18 protein-coding genes are annotated in these 20,167 nt (G+C 72.5%); 7 read left to right on the top strand and 11 right to left on the bottom strand.

The window, feature by feature from the left end:
• Positions 1-42 precede the first annotated feature (42 nt).
• Entirely contained in the window at positions 43-936 is an 894-nt protein-coding gene (locus ACR68M_RS08530; RefSeq protein WP_441249836.1) for an RNA polymerase sigma-70 factor, read from the bottom strand.
• 76 nt (positions 937-1,012) lie between these two features.
• Here ACR68M_RS08530 and hemG point away from each other — a divergent pair, with 76 nt between their 5' ends.
• Both hemG and hemQ read left to right on the top strand, forming a co-directional pair.
• Entirely contained in the window at positions 1,013-2,419 is a 1,407-nt protein-coding gene (gene hemG, locus ACR68M_RS08525) for a protoporphyrinogen oxidase (protein ID WP_441249835.1), read from the top strand.
• Positions 2,416-3,141: a hydrogen peroxide-dependent heme synthase gene (gene hemQ, locus ACR68M_RS08520; protein ID WP_441249834.1), complete on the top strand. Its 726-nt coding sequence runs from the start codon at positions 2,416-2,418 to the stop codon at positions 3,139-3,141. The genes hemG and hemQ overlap by 4 nt, the downstream gene beginning before the upstream one ends.
• Positions 3,142-3,304: 163 nt before the next feature.
• Here the strand turns inward: hemQ and ACR68M_RS08515 are convergent, their stop codons facing one another.
• From ACR68M_RS08515 to ACR68M_RS08500, 4 genes are all read right to left on the bottom strand, one after another.
• Positions 3,305-4,078 carry a TIGR04222 domain-containing membrane protein gene (locus tag ACR68M_RS08515; RefSeq protein WP_441249833.1) on the bottom strand — a complete coding sequence of 258 codons (774 nt, stop codon included), beginning with the start codon at positions 4,076-4,078 and terminating at the stop codon, positions 3,305-3,307.
• A gap of 80 nt (positions 4,079-4,158) precedes the next feature.
• Positions 4,159-5,310, bottom strand: coding sequence for a TIGR04222 domain-containing membrane protein (locus ACR68M_RS08510; protein WP_441249832.1), 1,152 nt, complete (start codon positions 5,308-5,310; stop codon positions 4,159-4,161).
• Between the two features lie 26 nt (positions 5,311-5,336).
• The gene (locus ACR68M_RS08505; RefSeq protein ID WP_441249831.1) at positions 5,337-5,786 is read right to left on the bottom strand and encodes a hypothetical protein; all 450 of its coding nucleotides are present in this window, start codon (positions 5,784-5,786) and stop codon (positions 5,337-5,339) included.
• Complete coding sequence (locus tag ACR68M_RS08500) at positions 5,779-6,633, bottom strand: DUF692 domain-containing protein (protein WP_441249830.1); 855 nt, start codon at positions 6,631-6,633, stop codon at positions 5,779-5,781. Before ACR68M_RS08500 ends, ACR68M_RS08505 begins: the two co-directional genes overlap by 8 nt.
• Positions 6,634-6,836: 203 nt before the next feature.
• Here ACR68M_RS08500 and ACR68M_RS08495 point away from each other — a divergent pair, with 203 nt between their 5' ends.
• Positions 6,837-7,295 (top strand): hypothetical protein, encoded by a 459-nt coding sequence (locus ACR68M_RS08495; RefSeq protein ID WP_441249829.1) that lies wholly within the window; start codon positions 6,837-6,839, stop codon positions 7,293-7,295.
• An 8-nt stretch (positions 7,296-7,303) separates the two neighbouring features.
• On the opposite strand, the gene ACR68M_RS08490 is transcribed toward ACR68M_RS08495, so the two are convergent.
• Both ACR68M_RS08490 and ACR68M_RS08485 read right to left on the bottom strand, forming a co-directional pair.
• Complete coding sequence (locus ACR68M_RS08490; RefSeq protein WP_441249828.1) at positions 7,304-9,478, bottom strand: restriction endonuclease; 2,175 nt, start codon at positions 9,476-9,478, stop codon at positions 7,304-7,306.
• A 123-nt stretch (positions 9,479-9,601) separates the two neighbouring features.
• On the bottom strand, positions 9,602-11,536 hold the full coding sequence (locus ACR68M_RS08485; RefSeq protein WP_441249827.1) for a ricin-type beta-trefoil lectin domain protein: 1,935 nt from the start codon (positions 11,534-11,536) through the stop codon (positions 9,602-9,604).
• A gap of 169 nt (positions 11,537-11,705) precedes the next feature.
• On the opposite strand from ACR68M_RS08485, the gene ACR68M_RS08480 reads away from it, so the two are divergent.
• Positions 11,706-12,500, top strand: coding sequence for a hypothetical protein (locus ACR68M_RS08480; protein WP_441249826.1), 795 nt, complete (start codon positions 11,706-11,708; stop codon positions 12,498-12,500).
• Positions 12,501-12,562: 62 nt separating this feature from the next.
• Here ACR68M_RS08480 and msrB read toward each other — a convergent pair whose 3' ends face one another.
• From msrB to ACR68M_RS08460, 4 genes are all read right to left on the bottom strand, one after another.
• Positions 12,563-12,970 carry a peptide-methionine (R)-S-oxide reductase MsrB gene (msrB, locus tag ACR68M_RS08475; protein ID WP_441249825.1) on the bottom strand — a complete coding sequence of 136 codons (408 nt, stop codon included), beginning with the start codon at positions 12,968-12,970 and terminating at the stop codon, positions 12,563-12,565.
• Positions 12,971-13,002: 32 nt separating this feature from the next.
• Positions 13,003-14,346 carry a UDP-N-acetylmuramate--L-alanine ligase gene (gene murC / locus ACR68M_RS08470; protein ID WP_441251544.1) on the bottom strand — a complete coding sequence of 448 codons (1,344 nt, stop codon included), beginning with the start codon at positions 14,344-14,346 and terminating at the stop codon, positions 13,003-13,005.
• A 186-nt stretch (positions 14,347-14,532) separates the two neighbouring features.
• Complete coding sequence (locus tag ACR68M_RS08465) at positions 14,533-14,994, bottom strand: indole-3-glycerol phosphate synthase (protein WP_441249824.1); 462 nt, start codon at positions 14,992-14,994, stop codon at positions 14,533-14,535.
• Positions 14,995-15,105: 111 nt separating this feature from the next.
• Positions 15,106-15,888: a dihydrofolate reductase family protein gene (locus ACR68M_RS08460; protein ID WP_441249823.1), complete on the bottom strand. Its 783-nt coding sequence runs from the start codon at positions 15,886-15,888 to the stop codon at positions 15,106-15,108.
• On the opposite strand from ACR68M_RS08460, the gene zapE reads away from it, so the two are divergent.
• The 3 genes from zapE (at position 15,887) to ACR68M_RS08445 (ending at position 20,050) form a co-directional block, all read left to right on the top strand.
• Positions 15,887-17,008 carry a cell division protein ZapE gene (zapE, locus tag ACR68M_RS08455; protein WP_441249822.1) on the top strand — a complete coding sequence of 374 codons (1,122 nt, stop codon included), beginning with the start codon at positions 15,887-15,889 and terminating at the stop codon, positions 17,006-17,008. The genes ACR68M_RS08460 and zapE overlap by 2 nt on opposite strands.
• 264 nt (positions 17,009-17,272) lie before the next feature.
• A complete protein-coding gene (gene uvrB, locus ACR68M_RS08450; protein WP_441249821.1) occupies positions 17,273-19,363 on the top strand; it encodes an excinuclease ABC subunit UvrB in 2,091 nt (696 codons plus the stop codon).
• Between the two features lie 108 nt (positions 19,364-19,471).
• Entirely contained in the window at positions 19,472-20,050 is a 579-nt protein-coding gene (locus ACR68M_RS08445; RefSeq protein ID WP_441249820.1) for a TerD family protein, read from the top strand.
• The last annotated feature ends 117 nt before the right edge of the window (positions 20,051-20,167 follow it).

Raw genomic sequence — 20,167 nt, 5'->3', positions numbered from 1 at the left:
TTCTCCACCCGTACCGCTCTGTCCTGGAGAAGAACCGGCGAGCTACCCGTTCTGTGACAGCCCCCGGAGCTGACTTGCGAGAAACCTCAGCTTCTCCGGGTTCCGCACGATCCGGATGCCCGTGATCAGCCCGTCCTCGCCCTCCACCGCACCGACGCTGGTCAGCTCGCCGCCCTCCCGGCCCAGCACCACGGCCGCGCCGTTCACCTCGGCGAATTCCAGGTCGAGGTCTGCCCCGAACCGCTCCAACAGCCCCAGCAGGAAGCGCGCCACCTTCTCCCGGCCGGTGACCGGCCGCGTCGCCGCCGTGACCTTGCCGCCGCCGTCCGACCAGGCCGTGACCTCCTCCGCGAGCAGCGCCTCCAACTGCCGGACGGACCCCTCGGCCGCCGCCGTCAGGAAACGCTCCAGCAGCTCGCGCTGCGGCCCGGCGGCCGAGCTGAACCGAGGACGCTCCTCCGCCAGGTGCTGCTTCGCCCGCCGGTACGTCTGCCGGGCGCTCGCCTCCGAGCAGTCCAGCACCCCCGCGATCTCCCGGTGGCTGTACTCGAACGCGTCCCGGAGCACCACCACCGCCCGCTCAGCCGGGGTCAGCCGCTCCATCAGCACCAGCACCGCCAGCGACACCGCGTCCCGCTGCTCCGTCGTCTCCAACGGCCCCAGCACCCCGCCGTCCGTCCGCACCGGCTCCGGCAGCCACGGGCCGACGTACTCCTCCCGCCGCACCCGCGCCGAAGTCAGCCGGTTCAGGCACAGATTGGTCAGCACCTTCGCCAGCCACGCCCCCGGCACCACCACCTGCCCCCGCTCGGCGCCGTGCCAGCGCAGGTACGTGTCCTGCACCGCGTCCTCCGCCTCCGCAGCCGAGCCGAGCAACCGGTACGCGAGCGAGAACAGCCGAGGCCGCTGCGCCTCGAACTCCTGAACCTTGTCCACAGACGAACGCTATCGCCTGCGCCCCTGGGCTCACCGGGTGCGTGAGGCCGGCCCGTGCTCTGCAAGACTGCGAGGTATGGCTGAAGAGCACGTGGTGGTGATCGGTGGTGGCATCGCGGGGCTGACCGCGGCGTACCTGAGCTGCGGCGGCGGGCGTCGCGTCACGCTGCTGGAGGCGAGCGGCCGGCTCGGCGGGAAGCTGCACGGGGGTGAGGTCGGCGGGGTGCGGGTCGACCTCGGGGCCGAGTCGATGCTCGCCCGGCGGCCGGAGGCGGTCGAGCTGGCCCGCGAGGTCGGGCTCGCGGAGGCCCTGGAGCCGCCGAGCACCGCCAAGGCCGCGATCTGGAGCCGTGACGCGCTGCGCCCGCTCCCCGGCGGCCAGTTGATGGGCGTGCCGGGCGATCTCGCCGCCCTCGCCGCCTCCGGGGTGCTCTCCCCGCAGGGCCTCGACCGGGCCCGGCGCGAGCAGCCCGCACCGGAGGTCGAGGACGACATCGCGATCGGCGCGTACGTCGCCGCCCGGCTCGGCCGGGAGGTCGCCGACAGGCTGGTCGAGCCGCTGCTCGGCGGCGTCTACGCCGGGCACGCCGACGAGATCTCGCTGCGCGCCGCCGTCCCCGCCCTGCTGCCGATCGCCCGCTCCGGCGGCCCGCTGGTCGACGGCGTGCACGAGCTCACCACCCGCCCGAGCAGCGGCGGCCCGGTGTTCCAGGGCCTGCGCGGCGGCCTCGGCACCCTCCCGGAGGCGGTCGCCGCCGCCTGCGTCGAGGCCGGGGCCGAGCTGCGGACCGGCAGCCCGGTGGACGAGCTGCGCCGCACCCCCGAGGGCTGGCGGGTCGTCAGCAACGGCGAGACGCTGCACGCCGACGCCGTGGTGCTCGCCGTCCCGGCCCCGGAGGCGGCCAGGCTGCTCCGCGCCGACGCGCCCGCTGCGGCCACCGATCTCGCGACGGTCGAGTATGCCGGGATGGCCCTCGTCACGATGGCGTTCCGCCGCAGTGACCTGGCCGAGGCGCTCGACGGCAGTGGATTCCTGGTGCCCCCGGTGGACGGCCGGTCGATCAAGGCGTCGACCTTCTCCTCCAACAAGTGGGGCTGGCTGGCCGAAGCCGCGCCGGAGAGCTTCCTGCTCCGCACCTCGCTCGGCCGCCACCGCGAGGAGGCGGCCCTCGACCTGCCCGACGAGGAGCTCGTCGCCCGCTCCCTCGCCGACCTGGCGGAGGCCGTCGGGCTGCGGGCGCAGCCGTACGACACGGCCGTGACGCGCTGGCGCGGCGGGCTGCCGCAGTACCCCGTCGGGCACCTCGACCGGGTGGCGCGGATCCGCGAGCAGGTCGGGCGGCTCGGCGGGCTGGCGGTGTGCGGGGCGGCGTACGACGGGGTGGGCATCCCGGCGTGCATCGCGAGCGCGCGGCGGGCCGTCAACGAGGTGTTGACCCCGGCGACCGGACCCCGCGTCACGGAAGGGACAATGAACGCATGACTGAGACCACCGAAGCGCAGGCCGCAGAGCAGCCCGCGAAGAAGAAGGCCCGTGACCTCAACCAGGTCATCCGCTACACCATGTGGTCGGTGTTCCGCCTCAAGGGCGAGCTGCCCGAGGACCGCACCGCGTTCGCGGCCGAGGTCGACGAGCTCTTCGAGCAGCTGGCCGCCAAGGACGTCACCGTGCGCGGCACGTACGACGTATCCGGCCTGCGTGCCGACGCCGACCTGATGGTCTGGTGGCACGCCGAGGACTCGGACGACCTCCAGGAGGCGTACAACCGCTTCCGCCGCACCGGCCTCGGCCGGGTGCTGGAGCCGGTCTGGTCCAACATGGCGCTGCACCGCCCGGCGGAGTTCAACAAGTCGCACATCCCGGCCTTCCTGGCCGACGAGGAGGCGCGCCAGTACGTGTGCGTCTACCCGTTCGTGCGCTCCTACGAGTGGTACCTGCTGCCCGACGAGGAGCGGCGGGCGATGCTCGCCGAGCACGGCAAGATGGCGCGCGGCTACCCCGACGTCCGGGCCAACACGGTCGCGTCCTTCGCCCTCGGCGACTACGAGTGGCTGCTCGCCTTCGAGGCGGACGAGCTGCACCGCATCGTCGACCTGATGCGCGACCTCCGCCCGTCCCGGGCCCGGCTGCACGTCCGCGAGGAGGTCCCGTTCTACACGGGCCGCCGCAAGCCGGTCGCGGAGCTGCTCAACGGCCTGGTCTAGCCACCTACGGTCCCAGGGGCGCGGGGCTCTGCTTGATTCACTGCGTGCGCGAAATCGGGAGTGACGGCGCCGCGCCTTCCGATTTCGCGCACGCAGTCAATCAGCTGGGTCCCGCGCCCCTGGTGGTCAACGCTTCAGTTCGTGCGCCCCGGGTGCCGCTGCTTCAGCTGCGCAGCGCCGCGCGGAGGCGGGCGTCGGCCAGGGCCGAGGGGCCGACCATGGCGACGGCGGTGAGGAGTTCGCGTTCCGCGTCGCCGCCGAGGCCGCGCTGGTCCGGCAGGCGGACGGTCCGGAGGATCTCCTGCCCGGCGGGGGCCGCCCAGCGGGTGTAGGCCTGGACGTCGACCCGGGCCATCAGCAGGGTGCCGCTGGTGAGGATGAGCGGCAGCGAGAACCAGGCGACGGCCGAGCCCGCGTCGGCGCTGCCGGGGGTGGCGAGGGCCAGTGCGGCGGCCAGCATGGCGATCGTCAGCAGCAGGGACTGCCGCACCTGCCGCACCGCCACCACCGTGCTCTCCCGGACGGCGGCGGGTGTCGCCAGCCCGGCGACGGTGAGCCGGCCGCCGATCTCCCGCACGGTCGGGTGCTCGGCCAGCTCCTCCTTGAGCCCGGCCGTGCGGCACTGGCCCTCCGGGCCGACGGCGGCGATCAGGGCCCGCTCCAGCCGACTCCGGCCCCGGGGGTCGACGACCGTCGTCCACCCGGTGTGGGCCAGGTGCAGACGCCCCCGGGCGGTCATCAGGACCAGCACCAGATCGACCACCCGGGCCGGGCCACCGGCCAGGTAGGCCGTCTCGTACAGGCCGATCCCGACGGCCTCGGCGGGCTCCGCGCGCTCCATCCAGGCGAGCGAGTCGGCGGTGGCTGCGACCCGCACCAGCCGGAGACAGGAGAGCACGGCGGCCAGGCAGGCGGGTATCAGGAAGAGCAACCACATGGGGCTTGTTCTAGACCCACCTCGGCCGCGATGGACAGGTTTGGCCGTGCGCGATACCGAACTGTGACCGGGCGGACGCCTCAGGAGCCGCCCCCGCAGCTCGAACCACCACCGCAGCTGGAGCCGCAGCTGGAGCTGGAACCGCCACCGCAACTGGAGCTGGAACCGCAGCTGGAGCTCGATCCGCAGCTGCTGGAGTGCCCGCCGCAGCTGTGCCCGGAGTGGCTCGCCCCGCAGCTGTGCCCGGAGCCACCGTGTCCGGAGCCGCTGTGCGAGGTCCCGCTGTCGGAGGAGCCGCTGTCCGTGAACGTGCCCCCCGTGAACGTGCTGTCCGTGGACCCGCAGCTGGACCCGCCGCCCGACCCGCTGTCGACGATTGCGCCGCACCACGACCCGGTGGACGAGGGCGCGACGGAGCCGATGGCCGGGACGGCGGCACGGGCGAGCAGCGCGGCCCGCAGCTCCTCGTCCTCCAGGGACTGCGCCCCGTCCAGGGCCAGCACCCCGAGCGCCACCCCGCCGCCGACCCCGAGGGCCGCTCCCGCCGTGACGCTGCCGACGGGCTGCCACGGGGTCCGCCCCTGCCGCATCAGCGACAGCTGGCGCACTCCGGCGGGCGTGACGCGGGAGCGGCCCGGGTTGGCGGCGGCGTACCAGACCAGCCCGAGCAGCAGCAGGCCGAGGAAGGCGAAGAACGGCGGGGTGCTGGTGTCCCGAGCCTCCGGCGACCGGCCGAGCCAGTCGGCGGTCGCGACGGCGCCCAGCACCACCGTGCCGAGCAGGGCGACGGCGAGCACCCGCCGGGCCCGGCGGACCTGCCGGATCAGGTCGGGCCGCCGCATCAGGCCCCGGTCGGCGAGCCGGTCGCCGATCCGCTGCACGTGCTCGCTGCACATCAGCTTGGCGCGCAGCACCGGCAGCTTCTCCTGGCGGCCCGGCCCGGCGGTGCCGATCAGCACGGCCTCGATCTCGTCCCGGGGCTGCCCGTCGGTGACGGTGACCAGCTGCTCGCGGGAGACGATCAGCCGCCCCTCCTGCTGCATCCGCACGATCACGGTGTCGGCCACCCGGCCCGGCCCGCCGGCCAGGAAGGCGGTGTCCAGCAGCGGCAGCCCCCGGCCGGGCAGCCCGGCGGGGTTGGGTACCCGCCGCAGGCGGTGCCGGGCGGCCGAGGTGCCGAGCCCCGCCATGAGCACCAGTGCTGCGGCGATCGTGAACTCGATGTACCACATGTTCATTTCCCCCGTACGTGAGTCGGTCAGTTGCGCGATGTCGCGGTGAGCTGCTGCACCCGTTGCCACCAGCGGCCCCGGGCGGGGGCGGGTGGCCGCAGCCACTCCGCCAGCCCGGCATGGCCGGCCGCCGCCTCGGGCCGGGTCAGCGCCCAGGCGGCGAAGGCGCGGGCGTCCGCCCGGTGGCCCCCGGCCACCGGGTGCTGCTCGGCGTACTGCTGGAAGAGCGGTCCGTACGCGGCGCCGAGCAGCCGTGCCGGTTCGGGGGCGACGCGGGCGACGGTCTCCCGCCGCTTGGCGGCCAGCCCCCGGGCCTGGACGCGCACCTGGGCCGGGTCGAAGCCCGTCGGCACCGGCGCCCCGGCGACGAGTGCGGCCAGCAGCTCCGCCTGCCGCCGGGCCAGCCGCTCGCGGGCCAGCACCAGCTCCGGGTCGCCTTCGGGCTGCCGGAGGACGTACTCCTGCTGCTCAGACACCCTGCGTCACCCTCTCCGTGGCCTTCTCGAGAACGCCCCGCACGGCCGTCAGCTCGCCTGCCAGCTCGGCGGGCGGCGGGAAGTTGTCGTCCCGTTCGAGCAGGACGCCGGGCGGTACGGCCCGCGCGCAGAGCTCGCCGAGCACCGCGAGGACGGGCTCGCTCACCGGGTGCGCGTGGGTGTCGTGCCAGACGCCGTCCCGCTCGACCCCGCCCGCGACGTGCACGTAGGCGATGGCCTCCAGCGGCAGCCGGTCGAGCTCCGCCGCGATGTCCAGACCGAGGTTGACGTGGTTGGTGTGCAGGTTGGCGACGTCCACGAGCAGCCGGACACCCGTCCGCTCGACCAGCTCCGCCAGGAACTCGCCCTCGGTCAACTCGTCCTCCGGCCAGGCGAGATGGGCGGCGACGTTCTCCAGGGCGAGCGGCACGGGCAGCTCCGCCTGGGCGATCCGGATGTTCTCGGCGATCACCCGCAGCGAGTCCCGGCAGCGCGGCACCGGCAGCAGGTGCCCGGCCTCCCGGCCGCCCGCCCGGACGAACGCCAGGTGCTCGGTGACCAGCGGTGCCCCGAGCGCCTGCGCCACGACCGCCAGCCGGTCGAGCCGGGCCGGGTCGGGGGTGTCGGCGCCGCCGAGGCCGAGGGCGACGCCGTGCGGCACCACCGTCACGCCGCGCGCCCGCAGCAGCCGCAGCGACTCGGGCAGCCGACCGGCGCGCAGGCTGTCGGTGCAGAGGTTCTCGGCGACGACCTCGACCCAGTCCAGGCCAGGCAGCCGCTCGACCACGGTGTCGATCTCGGCCCGCCAGCCGACCCCGACGCCGAGCCGGGGGAGAGGTGAATGCATGGGAAAACCGCCCCCTTCGGAGGGCTAGTCGAGCGGTGCACGATGCCCGCTCTGCTCCTGCTGCTGAGGGTGTATCCCCGGGCACCGTCTGCCAACCCGGACCAGGCATTCTCAGAGCTGAACTTGAGCTTTCACCTGCTTTACCGGCGCCGCCGGTAATTCAGGGGCGGATTCGGGGCACGGCTGGTTAACGTGGATCGCCTATGACATTGCTGATCCGTGATTTCCGCCCCGCCGACGCCGACGCCGACGCCGACGCCGACGCCGACGCTGAGGCCGCTTCGGCCGCCTACCAGGCGGGCGGTCCGCACCTCGTGATGACGCCGGAGGTGGTGCTCTGGACGACCCGGCAGGCTGCGCCCGAGCGGCACAACCGCCTGCTGGTCGCCGACGGCGGCCCCGCCGCGTTCAGTGCCGTGCAGACCGACGGCCGGGGCCACTACTGGGCCTCCTTCACCACCACCCGCTCCACCTACCGGGGCCGGGGCCTGGCCAAGCTGGCCAAGGCCGACTCGCTGCACCGGGCCGTCGCCGCGGGCATCACCGAGGCGTACCAACAACGACGACACCAATGCCCCGATGCTGGCCGTCGACGAGTGGCTCGGTTACCGGCGCTGCGCCGGCGAGTGGAAGTTCATCCGTACGCTCGGCTGACCTCGTAACTCCGGAGTCAGGCGACGTCCACGCCGTGGGCGCGGGCGAGCCCCGCCAGGCCGTCGGACCAGCCCTGGCCGATGGCGCGGATCTTCCAGTCCGGGCCGTAGCGGTAGAACTCCGCGACCAGCATGGCCGAGATCCCCGGGTCCGGGGGCGGGGTGAAGGCCCAGGCCGAGCCGTCCGCCGTCCGGATCTCCAGGGCGGGTCGGCACAGGTCCGCGCAGGTGTGGGTGGAGTCGGAGTCCATGTTCACCGAGACGGCGATCCGCTGCACGCTCCCCGGCAGGCTGCTCAGCCGCACCGTCGCCGTCTCGCCGTCATCGGTCCTCGGATGCAGTGTCAGGCAGCCCTGCTCGGCGGTCGGCTGGTGGTAGAAGACGAAGTCGGCGTCGCTGCGGACGAGCCCGTCGGCCCCCAGCAGCAACAGCGTCAGGTCGGCGTCCGCCCCGGACGGGTCGAAGTCGAACCGCACCGTCACCTCGCCCGTCCCGTGCTGCGGCAGGGCGGCGTTCTGCCCCGGGGCGAGCAGCACCGGAGGCAGGGTGATGTGCTCGACCAGGGTGGGGGTGCGTTCGACCGGCGTGCGTTCGGCGGGCGCGTGCTGGACCGGCGTGCGTTCGGCCGGGGTGCCCGGCCCGAGCCGCCCGCGCAGGCCGTACTCCCTGAGCAGCCCGACGAAGGTCGGGCCGTCGACCAGGGCCAGCGGCTTGCCCTCGACCCAGCGGTACGAGTCCGGACCGAAGGTCGCGGTGGTGACCAGGATGCCCCGGTTGGCGCCGTGGTGGACGCGGGTCGCGTCCAGGTCGCGGACGGCCGTCGGGTCGACCCGGTGGCGGTAGCGCTTGGCCTGGATGACGATCTGGCCGCCGGTGATCGGGTCCGGGTCCTCCGCGATCACGTCGACCCCCTGGTCGCCGCTGCGGGCGGTCGTCCGGGTCTGGTAGCCGCGCCGCCGGAAGAGCTCGGCGATCAGCTCCTCGAACTCGATCGGGTCCATCGTGAACAGGTCGGGGTCGTCGGCGCCCTCCCCGCTGCCGACGTCGGCGCCGGTCGACGCCGCCACCGCCTCGGCCGAACGGTCCGCCCGCACGGCCTCCAGCTGCTCCGGCCGCTTCGACAGCCGCCCGCGCAGCCCGTCGACGAGACAGCTGACGGCCTCCACCCGGGTCAGGTCGATGTCGAGGAAGGCGGCCGGCTCCACCGTCACCGAGAGCAGGAAGCGCTCCTCCTCCCGGCCGGTCGCCGGGTTGAGCGCCTCGACCCAGCCGTTCAGGGCGACCGAGGAGAGCAGCTTGCCGGTGTCCGCCCGGAACAGCTCGGCCAAGGTCCGCAGCGCAGACTGTGCGAGCAACTCCCGGTAGACCAGCCTGCGTTCGGCCGCACTGCGGGCGACTTCGAGCTCCCGGTCGTCGCTCTTCACGTACCGGAACCGTGCGACGGCGGGGACGACCTCCGGGCTCGGCAGTTGCCAGTCGACGACGAGCTGGCGCGCCCCGGCGTCCCAGGCGACCAGCCCGTCCGAGGGGAAGCCCTCCGGCCAGTCGGTGCGCCAGCGCAGCGCGCCCTCGAAGAGCTCGACCACCGAGGCCGCGTCCGTCGCTCCGCCGGCCGCCAACTGGGCCGCGCGGTCGGCCCGTTCGGCGGCCAGCCGCCGGTGCTCCATCGCCCAGGCGTCGAACTGCGCCCGGTACTGCGCGAGTTGCGTCAGCCGCTGCTGGTCGGCCGCCTGCGCCGCCTGCCAGTCGTACTCGAACCTGGCCCGCGCGTGCGCCGCCTGCTCCTCGTACTGCCTGCGGGTCGCCCGGTCGTACCCGCCGCTCGGCGGCGGTGGCACCTGGTACCAGGCAGGGTCCGGCATCGGCACGGGCACCCCGAGCGGCCCCGGGTCGAACGGCGGCACCTGGCCCGGCCCGCCCCGCAGGCCCGCCTCCAGCACCCCACGCAGCTCCGCGACGCGCGCCTCCAACTCGGCCGTCCGCCGCGCCGCATCGGCCTCGCGCTGCTGCTGGTAGGCCCGCACGGCCTCCTTCTCGCCCTGCGCCGCCGCCCGCTGCGCCTCGCGCTGCTGCCGCTCGTACTGGCGCTGCGCGGCGAGCGCGGCCCGCCGCTGCTCCTCCTGCCGCAGACGGTGCTGCCGCTGCGCCTCCGCGAGCATGCCCGACACCCCGGAGCTGCGCCGCCTCGCCACTCTTTCCTCCCCCGCTCGCGGACCCGGCGGGCCCGCACCTCCTACGGACGATCAGTGTGGCACGGCCTGCCGCACGGTACGGCTGCGCCCACCGGACGGGCCGGTGCGCGCAGCCCGCCGTGCCTACTGCCAGGCGTCGTTGACGGTGGCGGCGTACTTGTCGTTGTTGGTGAGCGGGTTGAGCCCGAGGGCTTGGTCGATGGTGCGGAGCAGCCCGTACTGGTCGGTGCGCTGGGCGCTCTGGTACCCGGCCTTGGTGCTGTTCTGCGAGCCGATCAGGATGGTCGGCACCTGGTTCGGGTAGCCGTTGCCGAAGGCCTTCACCGCGCCCTCGTCCCAGGTCAGGATCAGCAGCGAGCGCTGCGTCGTCCAGGCGGGGGAGGAGAACAGCGCGGGCAGGGTGTTCTTCAGCCAGGTGTCACCGGCGGCGATGCCACAGTCCTCCATGTCGTCGCAGCCGTCGGCCGCGAACCAGGTGAAGTTCGGCGTCGTGGCGGTGGACTTGAGGTCGTCGAACATGCTCGTCAGCGGCTGCCAGTGGGCCTGGCAGTAGGCGGCGTCGGTCTTGAGCTGCTTGAAGTAGTAGAACGGCACGTCGTCGGGGTAGTAGTGGCCGTGCCCTGCGGTGTCGCAGTTGCCGTTCTGGTTCTCGACGTACGCCTTCCAGGTCTTGCCCGCCGCCTCGACGCTGTTGCCCAGGTGCGGGGCGTCGATGCTGGTGGTCAGGATGCTGTTGTCGGTCAGCCCGTAGAGGCTGCCGGCCGCCAGGGCGACGTAGTTGGGGTCGCTGGGGTGGGTGGTGGCGTACGACTGCGTCAGTGAAGTGTTGGCCCTGGCAAGGCTGTTGATGTACGGCGCGGAGCTGCTGCCGATGATGTCGGAGTAGTTCTCGTTCTCCATGTAGACCACGAAGACGTGGTCGTAGCCGGGCACGCTGCTGGCCGGGACGGTCAGTTGGGCGGTCGGGACGGGGGTGGAGAGGGTGAGCGAGAGGTCGTCCGCGTAGCCGTCGAGTACTCCGGACGACCAGATGAAGGTGAGGTCGACCCGGATGCTGCGGGTGCCGGCCGGGAGGGTGCCGGTCGCGGCGCGCTGGAGGAACTCCGTGGTGTTGCCCCGGTCGGTGTTGCTGACCGGGCCGATCTGCGAGCTGCCCAGCGTGCTGCCGGTGGCGCCGAGGAAGGTCGCGGTGAGGGCGACGCGATCGTTCTGCGAGGAGTAACCACCCAGCCAGCCACCGAGGTTGTAGCTGACACCACCGGCGTCGACGGCCGTCGCGGCGCTGGAGACGTCGGCGGTCTGGGTCAGCCGGGAGTCGCCGGTGCCGCCGCCGGAGAAGAACGCGCCCGCCCGGGTGGGGGAGCCGGGTGTGGAGGTGGTCGGGTAGCCGGTGGTGTTGGCGTAACAGATGACGTTGGGCTCGCCCTTGGCGATCGTCCAGCCCGGCACGGTCATGCCGTCGGCGCCGTTCATCGTGCAACTGGCGGCCTCGCCGCCCGGGTCGACGATCAGGTTTCCGCTGCCCGAGCCGCCGCCCGAGCCGCCGGTGGCCGTCGGCAGCGTCCAGGTCTGGTTGGGCTGGGCGGCACCGCAGCTCCAGATCTCCAGCCGGGTGCTGTCGGCGGTGTTGGAGCCGGGCACGTCCAGGCACTTGCCGGACTGCGGGTTCACCAGCTCGCCGCCGGTGGGCGTCCACTGCTGGGCGCCGGTGGTGTCGCAGCTGCGGAGCTCGGCGAGGGCGCCGTTGGCGGTGGAGCCGCCGACGACGGCGAGGCACTTGCCGAGCGCCCGCAGGGTGCCGTCGCCGGGCACCGTCCAGGCCTGGTTCTGGGCCCCGTTGCAGTGGTACAGGATGACCGGCGTGCCGTCGGCCGTGCCCGCGCCGGAGACGTCCACGCACTTGCCCGCCAGGCCCGTGACCGGCCCGACCGGTGCGGCGGCCAGCGCCGCGGGCGCCGCGACGGTACCGGCGAGAGCGGGAACGACCAGGCAGAAGGCGGCGGTGACCATGGCTGTACGCAGCCCGTGCCGAGCCCGGCGCAATCGGGACAGATACATCTACCGAACCTTTCGAGAGGATGACCGACCTTGCCCGCCACGCGAGTTGACGCGAGCGGCAGGGAGTAGTGCACCAGTGCTCGGGCGGCCGGGCCCAGAAAAGTTGTCTGTACATTTGGCGAACTTCCGCGCCGGGCCCACCGCTGCGGTGGGCGCCCGGGGCAGGAGCGTGGAAGCATCGAACCGGGCCTTCCCCCGGGGCGATCGGCGGTGTGACATGGGCGGTTGGTACGCACGCGAGATCCTGGACCCGGGCAAGCAGCCACTCCTGGTGATGCTCGGCGCGTTCATCGTGACCTTCCTGTTCATCCGCCTCAGCGTGCGGATGATCAGGGCCGAGGTGTCGTGGTGGCCGAAGAACATCGAATCCGGCGGCCTGCACCTGCACCACGTGGTCTTCGGTACGGTCTTCGCGGTCGTCGCCGGGGTCGGTCTGGCCTCACCCCCGGGCGGCCGACGGCCCTGGGAGGAGATCTTCGCCGGGCTGTTCGGGCTCGGCACGGCCCTGATCCTGGACGAGTTCGCGCTCATCCTGCACCTGGAGGACGTCTACTGGTCCGGCGCAGGGCGGCTCTCGGTGGACGCGGTGGTGCTCGGCGCGGCCGCCATGGGCCTGCTGCTGCTCGGCGCAGCACCCTTCGGGGTGAACCAGGCAACCACCGACGGCGCCCCGGCCTCCGGCTGGGACTACCTCACCGCCGTGGTGGTCAACGGCGGCTTCGCCCTGGTCGCCCTGGCCAAGGGCAAGGCCTTCACCGGCCTGCTCGGCATGCTCGTCCCCGTCTTCGCCGTGGTCGGCGCGATCCGCCTGGCCCGCCCCGGCTCCCCCTGGGCCTACAAGCACTACCCCGACGGCAGCCCCAAGGCCCTGCGGGCCGCCCGCCGCGAGGAGCACGACAGCTGGATGCGACGCCTGCGCGTGCGCGCCTACGACGCGATCGCGGGCAAGCCCTCGCTCCCCTGACGTCGTTCGGCGGGCTCGCCGGTCACGGAGTCAGGGGTGCGGGGCTCACCAGGTGCGTGACGCTACTCGGCCGCGGGCCGCAGCTTCAGCGAGATGCTGTTGATGCAGTAGCGCTGGTCCGTCGGCGTGCCGTAGCCCTCGCCCTCGAAGACATGGCCGAGGTGCCCGCCGCAGCGGCCGCAGCGGACCTCGACCCGCCGCATGCCGGCCGAGGTGTCCTCGATGTACTGGACGCGGTCCTCGGCCAGCGGGGCGTAGTACGAGGGCCAGCCGCAGTGGCTCTCGAACTTGGTCTCGCTGCTGAACAGCTCGGAGCCGCAGGCCCGGCAGCTGTAGACGCCGACCGTCTTGGTGTCGGTGTACTCGCCGACGAAGGGCCGCTCGGTGCCGGCCTCGCGGAGCACGTGGTACTCCTCGGGGCTGAGCTCGGCGCGCCACTCGGCGTCGGTCTTCTCGATCTCGTAACTCACAGCGGGCTCCGTCGACGTGGTGACGTGGTGGGTCAGGCCTTGGCTGTAACGCTCGCGAGGTGCTCCAGGATTTCGGGGCCGAGGTTGGTGACGTCACCGGCACCCATGGTGAGCACCAGATCGCCCGGCCTGGCCAGCCCGGCGAGCAGTGCGGGGGCGGCGCCGAACGCGTGCTCGGCCCGGACGTCGGCCCCGGCCTGCTGGGCGGCGGTGATGATCAGTTCGCTGGTCACGCCAGGGATCGGGTCCTCGCGGGCGGGGTAGATGTCGAGGACGACGGAGGCGTCGGCGAGGGCGAGCGCCTGGCCCATCTCCTCGGCGAGCTGCTGGGTGCGGCTGAAGAGGTGCGGCTGGAAGACGACCAGCACGCGGCCCTCGGCGGCCTCCCGGATGGCCTCCAGGTCGGCGGTCATCTCGGTCGGGTGGTGGGCGTAGGAGTCGATCACCTGGACGCCGCCCGCCTCGCCCTTGAGCTGGAGGCGGCGGCGGACGCCGGTGTAGCTGCCGAGCGCCCGCGCCAGGTCGGTGGCGGGCACGCCGAGCGCGGCACCGGCGGCCAGCGCGGCGACGGCGTTGTGCGCGTAGTGGCGGCCGGGCACCGAGACGGTGAACTCCAGCTCGGCGTCGTCGAGCCGCACCGCGACCTCGCTGGTCATGCCGCGCGGGGTGACCGAGACGACCTGGAGGTCGGCGTCCTCGGCGGCGCCGACCGTGATGATGTTCAGGCCCGCCCGGCCCCGGACGCGAGCGGTCAGCTCGCGGGCGCCCGCCTGGTCGGCGGAGACGATCAGCGTGCCGCCGTCCACGATCCGCCCGACGAAGGTCTCGAAGGAGTCGTAGATCTCCTCCATCGAGGCGTAGTTGGCGTGGTGGTCGAGCTCCACGTTGAGGATGATCGCGACCTCGGGCGCGTACTTGTGGAAGCTGCGGTCGCTCTCGTCCGCCTCGGCGACGAAGATCTCGCCGGTGCCGTGGTGCGCGTTCGAGCCGGGGGCGTCGAGGTCGCCGCCGATCGCGTACGAGGGGTCGAGGCCCAGCTCGGCGAGGCTGACGGCGAGCATGCTGGTGGTGGTCGTCTTGCCGTGGGTGCCGGCCACGGCCAGCGCCCGGCGCCCGCCCATCAGGGCGGCCAGCGCGTCGGACCGGTGCACGACGGGGATGCTGCGGCTCGCGGCGACGGCCAGCTCGGGGTTGTCGGCGCGGATCGCGCTGGAGACGACGATGCTGCTCGTCCCGGCGGGGACGTTCTCGGCCGCGTGGCCGACCGAGACCTCCGCACCGAGGGCCCGGAGCGCGAGGACGGTCTCCGACTCCTTGGAGTCGCTGCCGGACACCTTGGCGCCGCGCACCGCGAGGATCTTCGCGAGGCCGGACATGCCTGCCCCGCCGATGCCGATGAAGTGCGGGGCGTGCAGGTCGTGGGCGGCGTCGTTCAAAGGAGAGCTCCGTACAGACAGGAGGGACGGGCGGGACGGGCCGGGACGGCCGGGGACAGACGAATCGTCCTCGCGGGTTGCCCCGCAAGGACGATTCTGCACTACCGGGCCACCTGCCCGGCGGCCTCAGGAGTCGCTGGCGAAGAGCTTGAGCACCGGGACACCGACCTTGTGCCGGGCCTGGGAGGCCCAGTCACGGTGGAAGAACTCCTCGACGAAGTGCGGGGAGGTGAGCACCAGCACCTCGTCGGCGCCGGCCCGTTCGACCACTTCGCGCAGGTGGTCGAGCGGGTTCTCCTCGACGACCTCGCCGGTGGCCTCGGCCCCGGCTCTCTGCAGGTGGCGCAGGCTGTGCTCCAGGGACTCGCTCGCCAGGGTGGGCGCGGTCTCGCTCTCGTCGTGCTCGTGGACCACCTTGTCGAGGTGCCCCAGCGCGACGTCGTCGAGCGCGCGGAGCAGCTCGTCCTGCTTTCCCCGGGGTTGCATCAGGACGACGAAGGACACCTTCTCCTCGCCGTGGAGCGTGGTGACCAGCTCCACATCGGCGTCGGAGAGCGCCTTTTCGATCATCAGTACGGTCTTGAACACGTGAGTCCCTTCGCAGTTGCAAACCCCCGGGTCCGGTCTCACCTCCCATAGTGCCCGGAGGAAGCTTTCCTCACGCTGCACACGCGCCACACGGGCCACGTAGGAGCCAAATCAGGGAGAAGTGGGCGCGGAATCGGTCGGACGCAGGTATCGGGTGAAGAGGAAACCTTTCTGCTCGATCAATGAGACCAGCCGCATCCGCTGCACGTCAGGCATTTGCGCCCCCTGCAGGATTCGTGGCGCGTCGCCGCCGGTGAGCAGCGGAGCCAGCGACAGGCACAGCTCGTCCAGCAGCCCGTCGCCCGCCAGCTGCCCCAGCAGCCGGGGCCCGCCCTCCGTCAGCTGCCGCGTCCACCCCCGGGCGGCCAGCGCCGCGACGGCCGCCGGCAGGTCGACCGAGCCCACGCCCGCCGTGATCACGTCGGCGACCTCGGCGACCGCCCGGCGAGCCTCGGCGGGGCTGTCCTCGGTGGTGATCACCACCGTCCGGACCACCGGTTCGGTGAACAGCGGCGCGGTCAGGTCCAGCCCCAGGCTGCGGGTGACGACGGCGATCGCGGGAGCGGGTGCCTGCCCGGCGGCCGCCCGCGCCGCCGCGAAGTCGGCCCGTGCCCGTGCCGGCCGGTAGCCCTCGGCGCGGACGGTCTCGGCGCCGACCAGCACCACGTCGGAGAGCGCCCGGAGGACCCCGAAGATCCGCTTGTCGGCGTCCCCGGAGAGGCCCTCGGAGAGGCCCTCCAGGCGGGCCGCGCCGTCCAGCCCGGAGACCATGTTCGCCCGCAGCCACGGGCGCCCGTGATTCACCTGGTCGGGGTACGCGTAGACGGCGGCGAGCGCCGCCAGCGACTGCGGGTCGTCCTGCGGCTGCCCGAGCGGGCTGATCAGCTGCTGCATGAGGACGAGTCTTCCACGACGACGCGTACCCTCTACTGATGTGCCTGCTGCCTCTCACCCCGACGCCATAGCGGACGCGGCCCCCGCCGCCGCCTCTGCCGCGCCCGTCGCGCTCTCCGACCGCCGCCCGCTGGTGCCCGCCGAACGGCTGGTCGCCGAGATGGTCCCGCCGCCGCGCTTCGCCGGTGTCAGCTTCGGCAGCTACCTGCCGGACACCTCGCAGCCCAGCCAGTACGAGGCCGTCCAGGTGCTGGAGGAGTTCGCCGCCTCGCTCAACCAGGCGACGGTCGCACCGAAGCGCGGCTGGTTCCGCCGCTCGGCGCCGGTCGCCACCGGGCCCGCCGGGGTCTACCTCGACGGCGGGTACGGCGTCGGCAAGACCCACCTGCTGGCCTCGCTCTGGCACGCGACCCCCGGCCCGAAGGCCTTCGGCACCTTCGTCGAGCTGACCAACCTGGTCGGCGCGCTCGGCTTCCAGCAGGCCGTGCAGACGCTCTCCGGGCACCGGCTGCTCTGCATCGACGAGTTCGAGCTGGACGACCCGGGCGACACCGTCCTGGTGTCCTCCCTGCTCAGCCGCCTGGTGGAGAACGGCGTCAAGCTCTGCGCGACCTCCAACACGCTGCCCGAGAAGCTCGGCGAGGGCCGGTTCGCCGCCGCCGACTTCCTCCGCGAGATCCAGGGCCTCTCGGCGCACTTCCGCCCGCTGCGGATCGACGGCCAGGACTACCGCCACCGCGGCCTGCCCGAGGCCCCGCCCCCGTACACCGACGCCGAGGTCACCGCCCGCGCCGCCACCACCCCCGGCGCCGCGCTGGACGACTTCGACACCCTCCTCGACCACCTCAAGGCCGTCCACCCGAGCCGCTACGGCGCCCTGCTCGACGACGTCCAGGCCGTCTTCCTGCGCGGCGTCCACCAGGTCGACGACCAGTCCACCGCCCTGCGCCTGGTCGTCCTGGCCGACCGCATGTACGACCGGGAACTCCCGATCACCGCCTCCGGCCTCCCCTTCGACCAGGTCTTCCCCGACGAACTCCTGCGCGGCGGCTACCGCAAGAAGTACCTCCGAGCCATCTCCCGCCTGGTCGCCCTGGCCCGAGACAGCGCCAGGAGCTGACGCACTCGCCGTGACCTCGCATGCTGACGGGCGTTGAGCCTTCCGGACCGGAAGGAGACGCACTTGCGCGGGAAGCCTGGGCCCTGCCGAGCGTTTTGCGGACCGGCTTGCCGAGGACGGTGAGAAGCTCCCGTCTCCGCTGACCAGCCACCTGGGGTGGGCCGGGCGGGAGCCGGTCATGAGGTTCGTCGGCCACGCGGCCTGAGCAGACCGGCGGGCCGATCTCCGTACCGGTTGTCGGTGGTGGGCCGTACGGTTGGTCACGTGCGTCCCATCACGAGTATTGAGCGGTCCGTGGCGCCCTTCGAGGTCGTCAGTCCCTTCCAGCCCAACGGCGACCAGCCGGCGGCCATCGCCGAGCTGGAGCGTCGGATCCGTGCGGGGGAGAAGGACGTCGTCCTGCTGGGTGCCACCGGCACCGGCAAGTCGGCGACCACCGCGTGGATGATCGAGAAGTTGCAGCGGCCCACCCTGGTGATGGCGCCGAACAAGACGCTGGCCGCCCAGCTGGCGAACGAGTTCCGCGAGCTGCTGCCGAACAACGCGGTCGAGTACTTCGTCTCGTACTACGACTACTACCAGCCCGAGGCGTACATCGCCCAGACGGACACCTACATCGAGAAGGACTCGTCGATCAACGACGAGGTCGAGCGGCTGCGGCACTCCGCGACCAACTCGCTGCTCACCCGGCGGGACGTGATCGTCGTCGCGTCGGTCTCCTGCATCTACGGCCTCGGCACGCCGCAGGAGTACGTGGACCGGATGGTCCCGCTCAAGGTCGGCGAGGAGATCGACCGGGACGCGCTGCTGCGTCGCTTTGTCGACATCCAGTACACCCGGAACGACCTCGCCTTCACCCGTGGCACCTTCCGCGTCCGGGGCGACACCATCGAGATCTTCCCGGTGTACGAGGAGCTCGCCGTCCGGATCGAGATGTTCGGCGACGAGATCGAGGCGCTCTACACGCTGCACCCGCTGACCGGCGAGATCATCAGCCAGGACGACTCCATCTACGTCTTCCCCGCCTCGCACTACGTCGCCGGGCCGGAGCGGATGGAGCGCGCGGTCAACGACATCGAGCGCGAGCTGGAGGAGACGCTCGCGAGGATGGAGAAGCAGGGCAAGCTGCTGGAGGCCCAGCGGCTGCGGATGCGCACCACCTACGACCTGGAGATGCTCCGCCAGATCGGCACCTGCTCGGGCATCGAGAACTACTCGATGCACTTCGACGGCCGCGCGCCCGGCACCGCCCCCAACACCCTGCTCGACTACTTCCCCGAGGACTTCCTCCTCGTCATCGACGAGTCGCACGTGACGGTGCCCCAGATCGGCGCCATGTACGAGGGCGACGCCTCCCGCAAGCGCACGCTGGTCGAGCACGGCTTCCGGCTGCCCTCGGCGATGGACAACCGCCCGCTCAAGTGGGAGGAGTTCCTCGGTCGCGTCGGGCAGACGGTCTACCTCTCGGCCACGCCCGGCAAGTACGAGCTGGCCCGTGGCGACGGCACGGTGCAGCAGATCATCCGCCCGACCGGCCTGATCGACCCGGAGGTCGTCGTCAAGCCGACCGAGGGCCAGATCGACGACCTGGTGCACGAGGTCCGCACCCGGGTCGAGAAGAACGAGCGGGTCCTCGTCACCACCCTCACCAAGAAGATGGCCGAGGACCTGACCGACTACATGCTCGGCCTCGACATCCGCGTCCGGTACCTGCACAGCGACGTCGACACCCTGCGCCGGGTCGAGCTGCTGCGCGAGCTGCGGGCCGGCAAGTACGACGTCCTGGTCGGCATCAACCTGCTCCGCGAGGGCCTCGACCTCCCCGAGGTCTCGCTGGTCGCGATCCTGGACGCGGACAAGGAGGGCTTCCTGCGCTCCGGCACCTCGCTGATCCAGACCATCGGCCGCGCCGCCCGTAACGTCTCGGGCCAGGTGCACATGTACGCCGACCGGATCACCCCCTCGATGGAGCTGGCGATCTCGGAGACCAACCGCCGCCGCGAGGTGCAGAAGGCGTACAACACCGAGCACGGCATCGACCCGCAGCCGCTGCGGAAGAAGATCGGCGACATCCTCGACACCCTCGCCCGCGAGGACATGGACACCGAGGAGCTGCTCGCCACCGGGTACCGGGGGCAGGGCAAGGGCAAGGCCCCGGTGCCCGCGCTCGGCGCCGACCGCAAGCCCGCCAAGAGCCTCCCCGCCGCCGAGCTGGCCGATCTCATCCAGCAACTGACGGAGCGGATGCACGCGGCCGCGGCCGACCTCCAGTTCGAGGTCGCGGCCCGCTGGCGGGACGAGATCGGTGAGCTGAAGAAGGAACTGCGCCAGATGCGCGAGGCCGGGATGGCCTAATCCAGCAGCGGACGGCTGCCCGCAGGGCCTAGTCTGGCCTGCGGGTAGTGTCCGCTGCGCGGGCTGCGGCTGGGGTGCCCACCCACCAGGGGAGAGAGGACAACCACCGTGTCGGTGAACCTGGCCAAGGGCCAGCGCGTCAGTCTGCAGAAGAGTTCGGGCGAGACGCTGACGGTCGTGCGGATGGGGCTCGGCTGGAAGGCGGCGCCCAAGCGCGGCCTCTTCGGCACCAGGACGCGGCAGATCGACCTCGACGCCTCCGCGCTGCTCTACGCCGAGCGGACGCCCTCGGACGTCGTCTTCTTCCAGCACCTGGTGAGCAACGACGGCTCCGTCCGGCACACCGGCGACAACCTGGTCGGCGGCGCGGGCGCGGGTGGCGACGACGAGTCGATCGTGGTGGACCTCTCCCAGGTGCCGCTGCACGTCACCCAGATCATCTTCACCGTCAGCTCGTACACCGGCCAGACCTTCGCCGAGGTGCAGAACGCCCACTGCCGTCTGGTCGACGAGACCACCGGCCAGGAGCTGGCCCGCTACGAGCTGGCCGGCGGCGGCCCGCACACCGGCCAGATCATGGCCAAGGTGTTCCGGGACGGCGCCGGGTGGGGCATGCAGGCCATCGGCGCCCCCGCCAAGGCCCGCACCTTCCAGGACATGCTGCCCGCGATCGAGCCTTTCCTCTAGACCTTTCCGCTCCCATCTCTTTACCTTCTCTTGGTGTTACGGTGGAGGGGAAGCGGAGGGGAGTACTCCCGTCGCAGTGTGCCCGTCATCACGGCTGTCCTCAGCGGCAGCCCGGGA

The sequence above is a fragment of the Kitasatospora sp. McL0602 genome (assembly GCF_052076145.1).
Taxonomy (GTDB): Bacteria; Actinomycetota; Actinomycetes; order Streptomycetales; family Streptomycetaceae; genus Kitasatospora.
The sequence above is the reverse complement of the archived record's forward strand: the minus strand, read 5'-3'. Positions and strand labels throughout refer to the sequence as shown.

Bases quoted from the DNA above. Each gene is read 5' to 3' on its own strand.
- hemG (WP_441249835.1), top strand. From the start codon at position 1,013: ATGGCTGAAGAGCACGTGGTGGTGATCGGTGGTGGCATCGCGGGGCTG.
- hemQ (WP_441249834.1), top strand. From the start codon at position 2,416: ATGACTGAGACCACCGAAGCGCAGGCCGCAGAGCAGCCCGCGAAGAAG.
- ACR68M_RS08460 (WP_441249823.1), bottom strand. From the start codon at position 15,888: ATGCAGCAGCTGATCAGCCCGCTCGGGCAGCCGCAGGACGACCCGCAG.
- ACR68M_RS08510 (WP_441249832.1), bottom strand. From the start codon at position 5,310: ATGTGGTACATCGAGTTCACGATCGCCGCAGCACTGGTGCTCATGGCG.
- murC (WP_441251544.1), bottom strand. From the start codon at position 14,346: ATGTCCGGCCTCGCGAAGATCCTCGCGGTGCGCGGCGCCAAGGTGTCC.
- ACR68M_RS08495 (WP_441249829.1), top strand. From the start codon at position 6,837: ATGACATTGCTGATCCGTGATTTCCGCCCCGCCGACGCCGACGCCGAC.
- ACR68M_RS08485 (WP_441249827.1), bottom strand. From the start codon at position 11,536: ATGTATCTGTCCCGATTGCGCCGGGCTCGGCACGGGCTGCGTACAGCC.
- ACR68M_RS08515 (WP_441249833.1), bottom strand. From the start codon at position 4,078: ATGTGGTTGCTCTTCCTGATACCCGCCTGCCTGGCCGCCGTGCTCTCC.
- zapE (WP_441249822.1), top strand. From the start codon at position 15,887: ATGAGGACGAGTCTTCCACGACGACGCGTACCCTCTACTGATGTGCCT.
- ACR68M_RS08500 (WP_441249830.1), bottom strand. From the start codon at position 6,633: ATGCATTCACCTCTCCCCCGGCTCGGCGTCGGGGTCGGCTGGCGGGCC.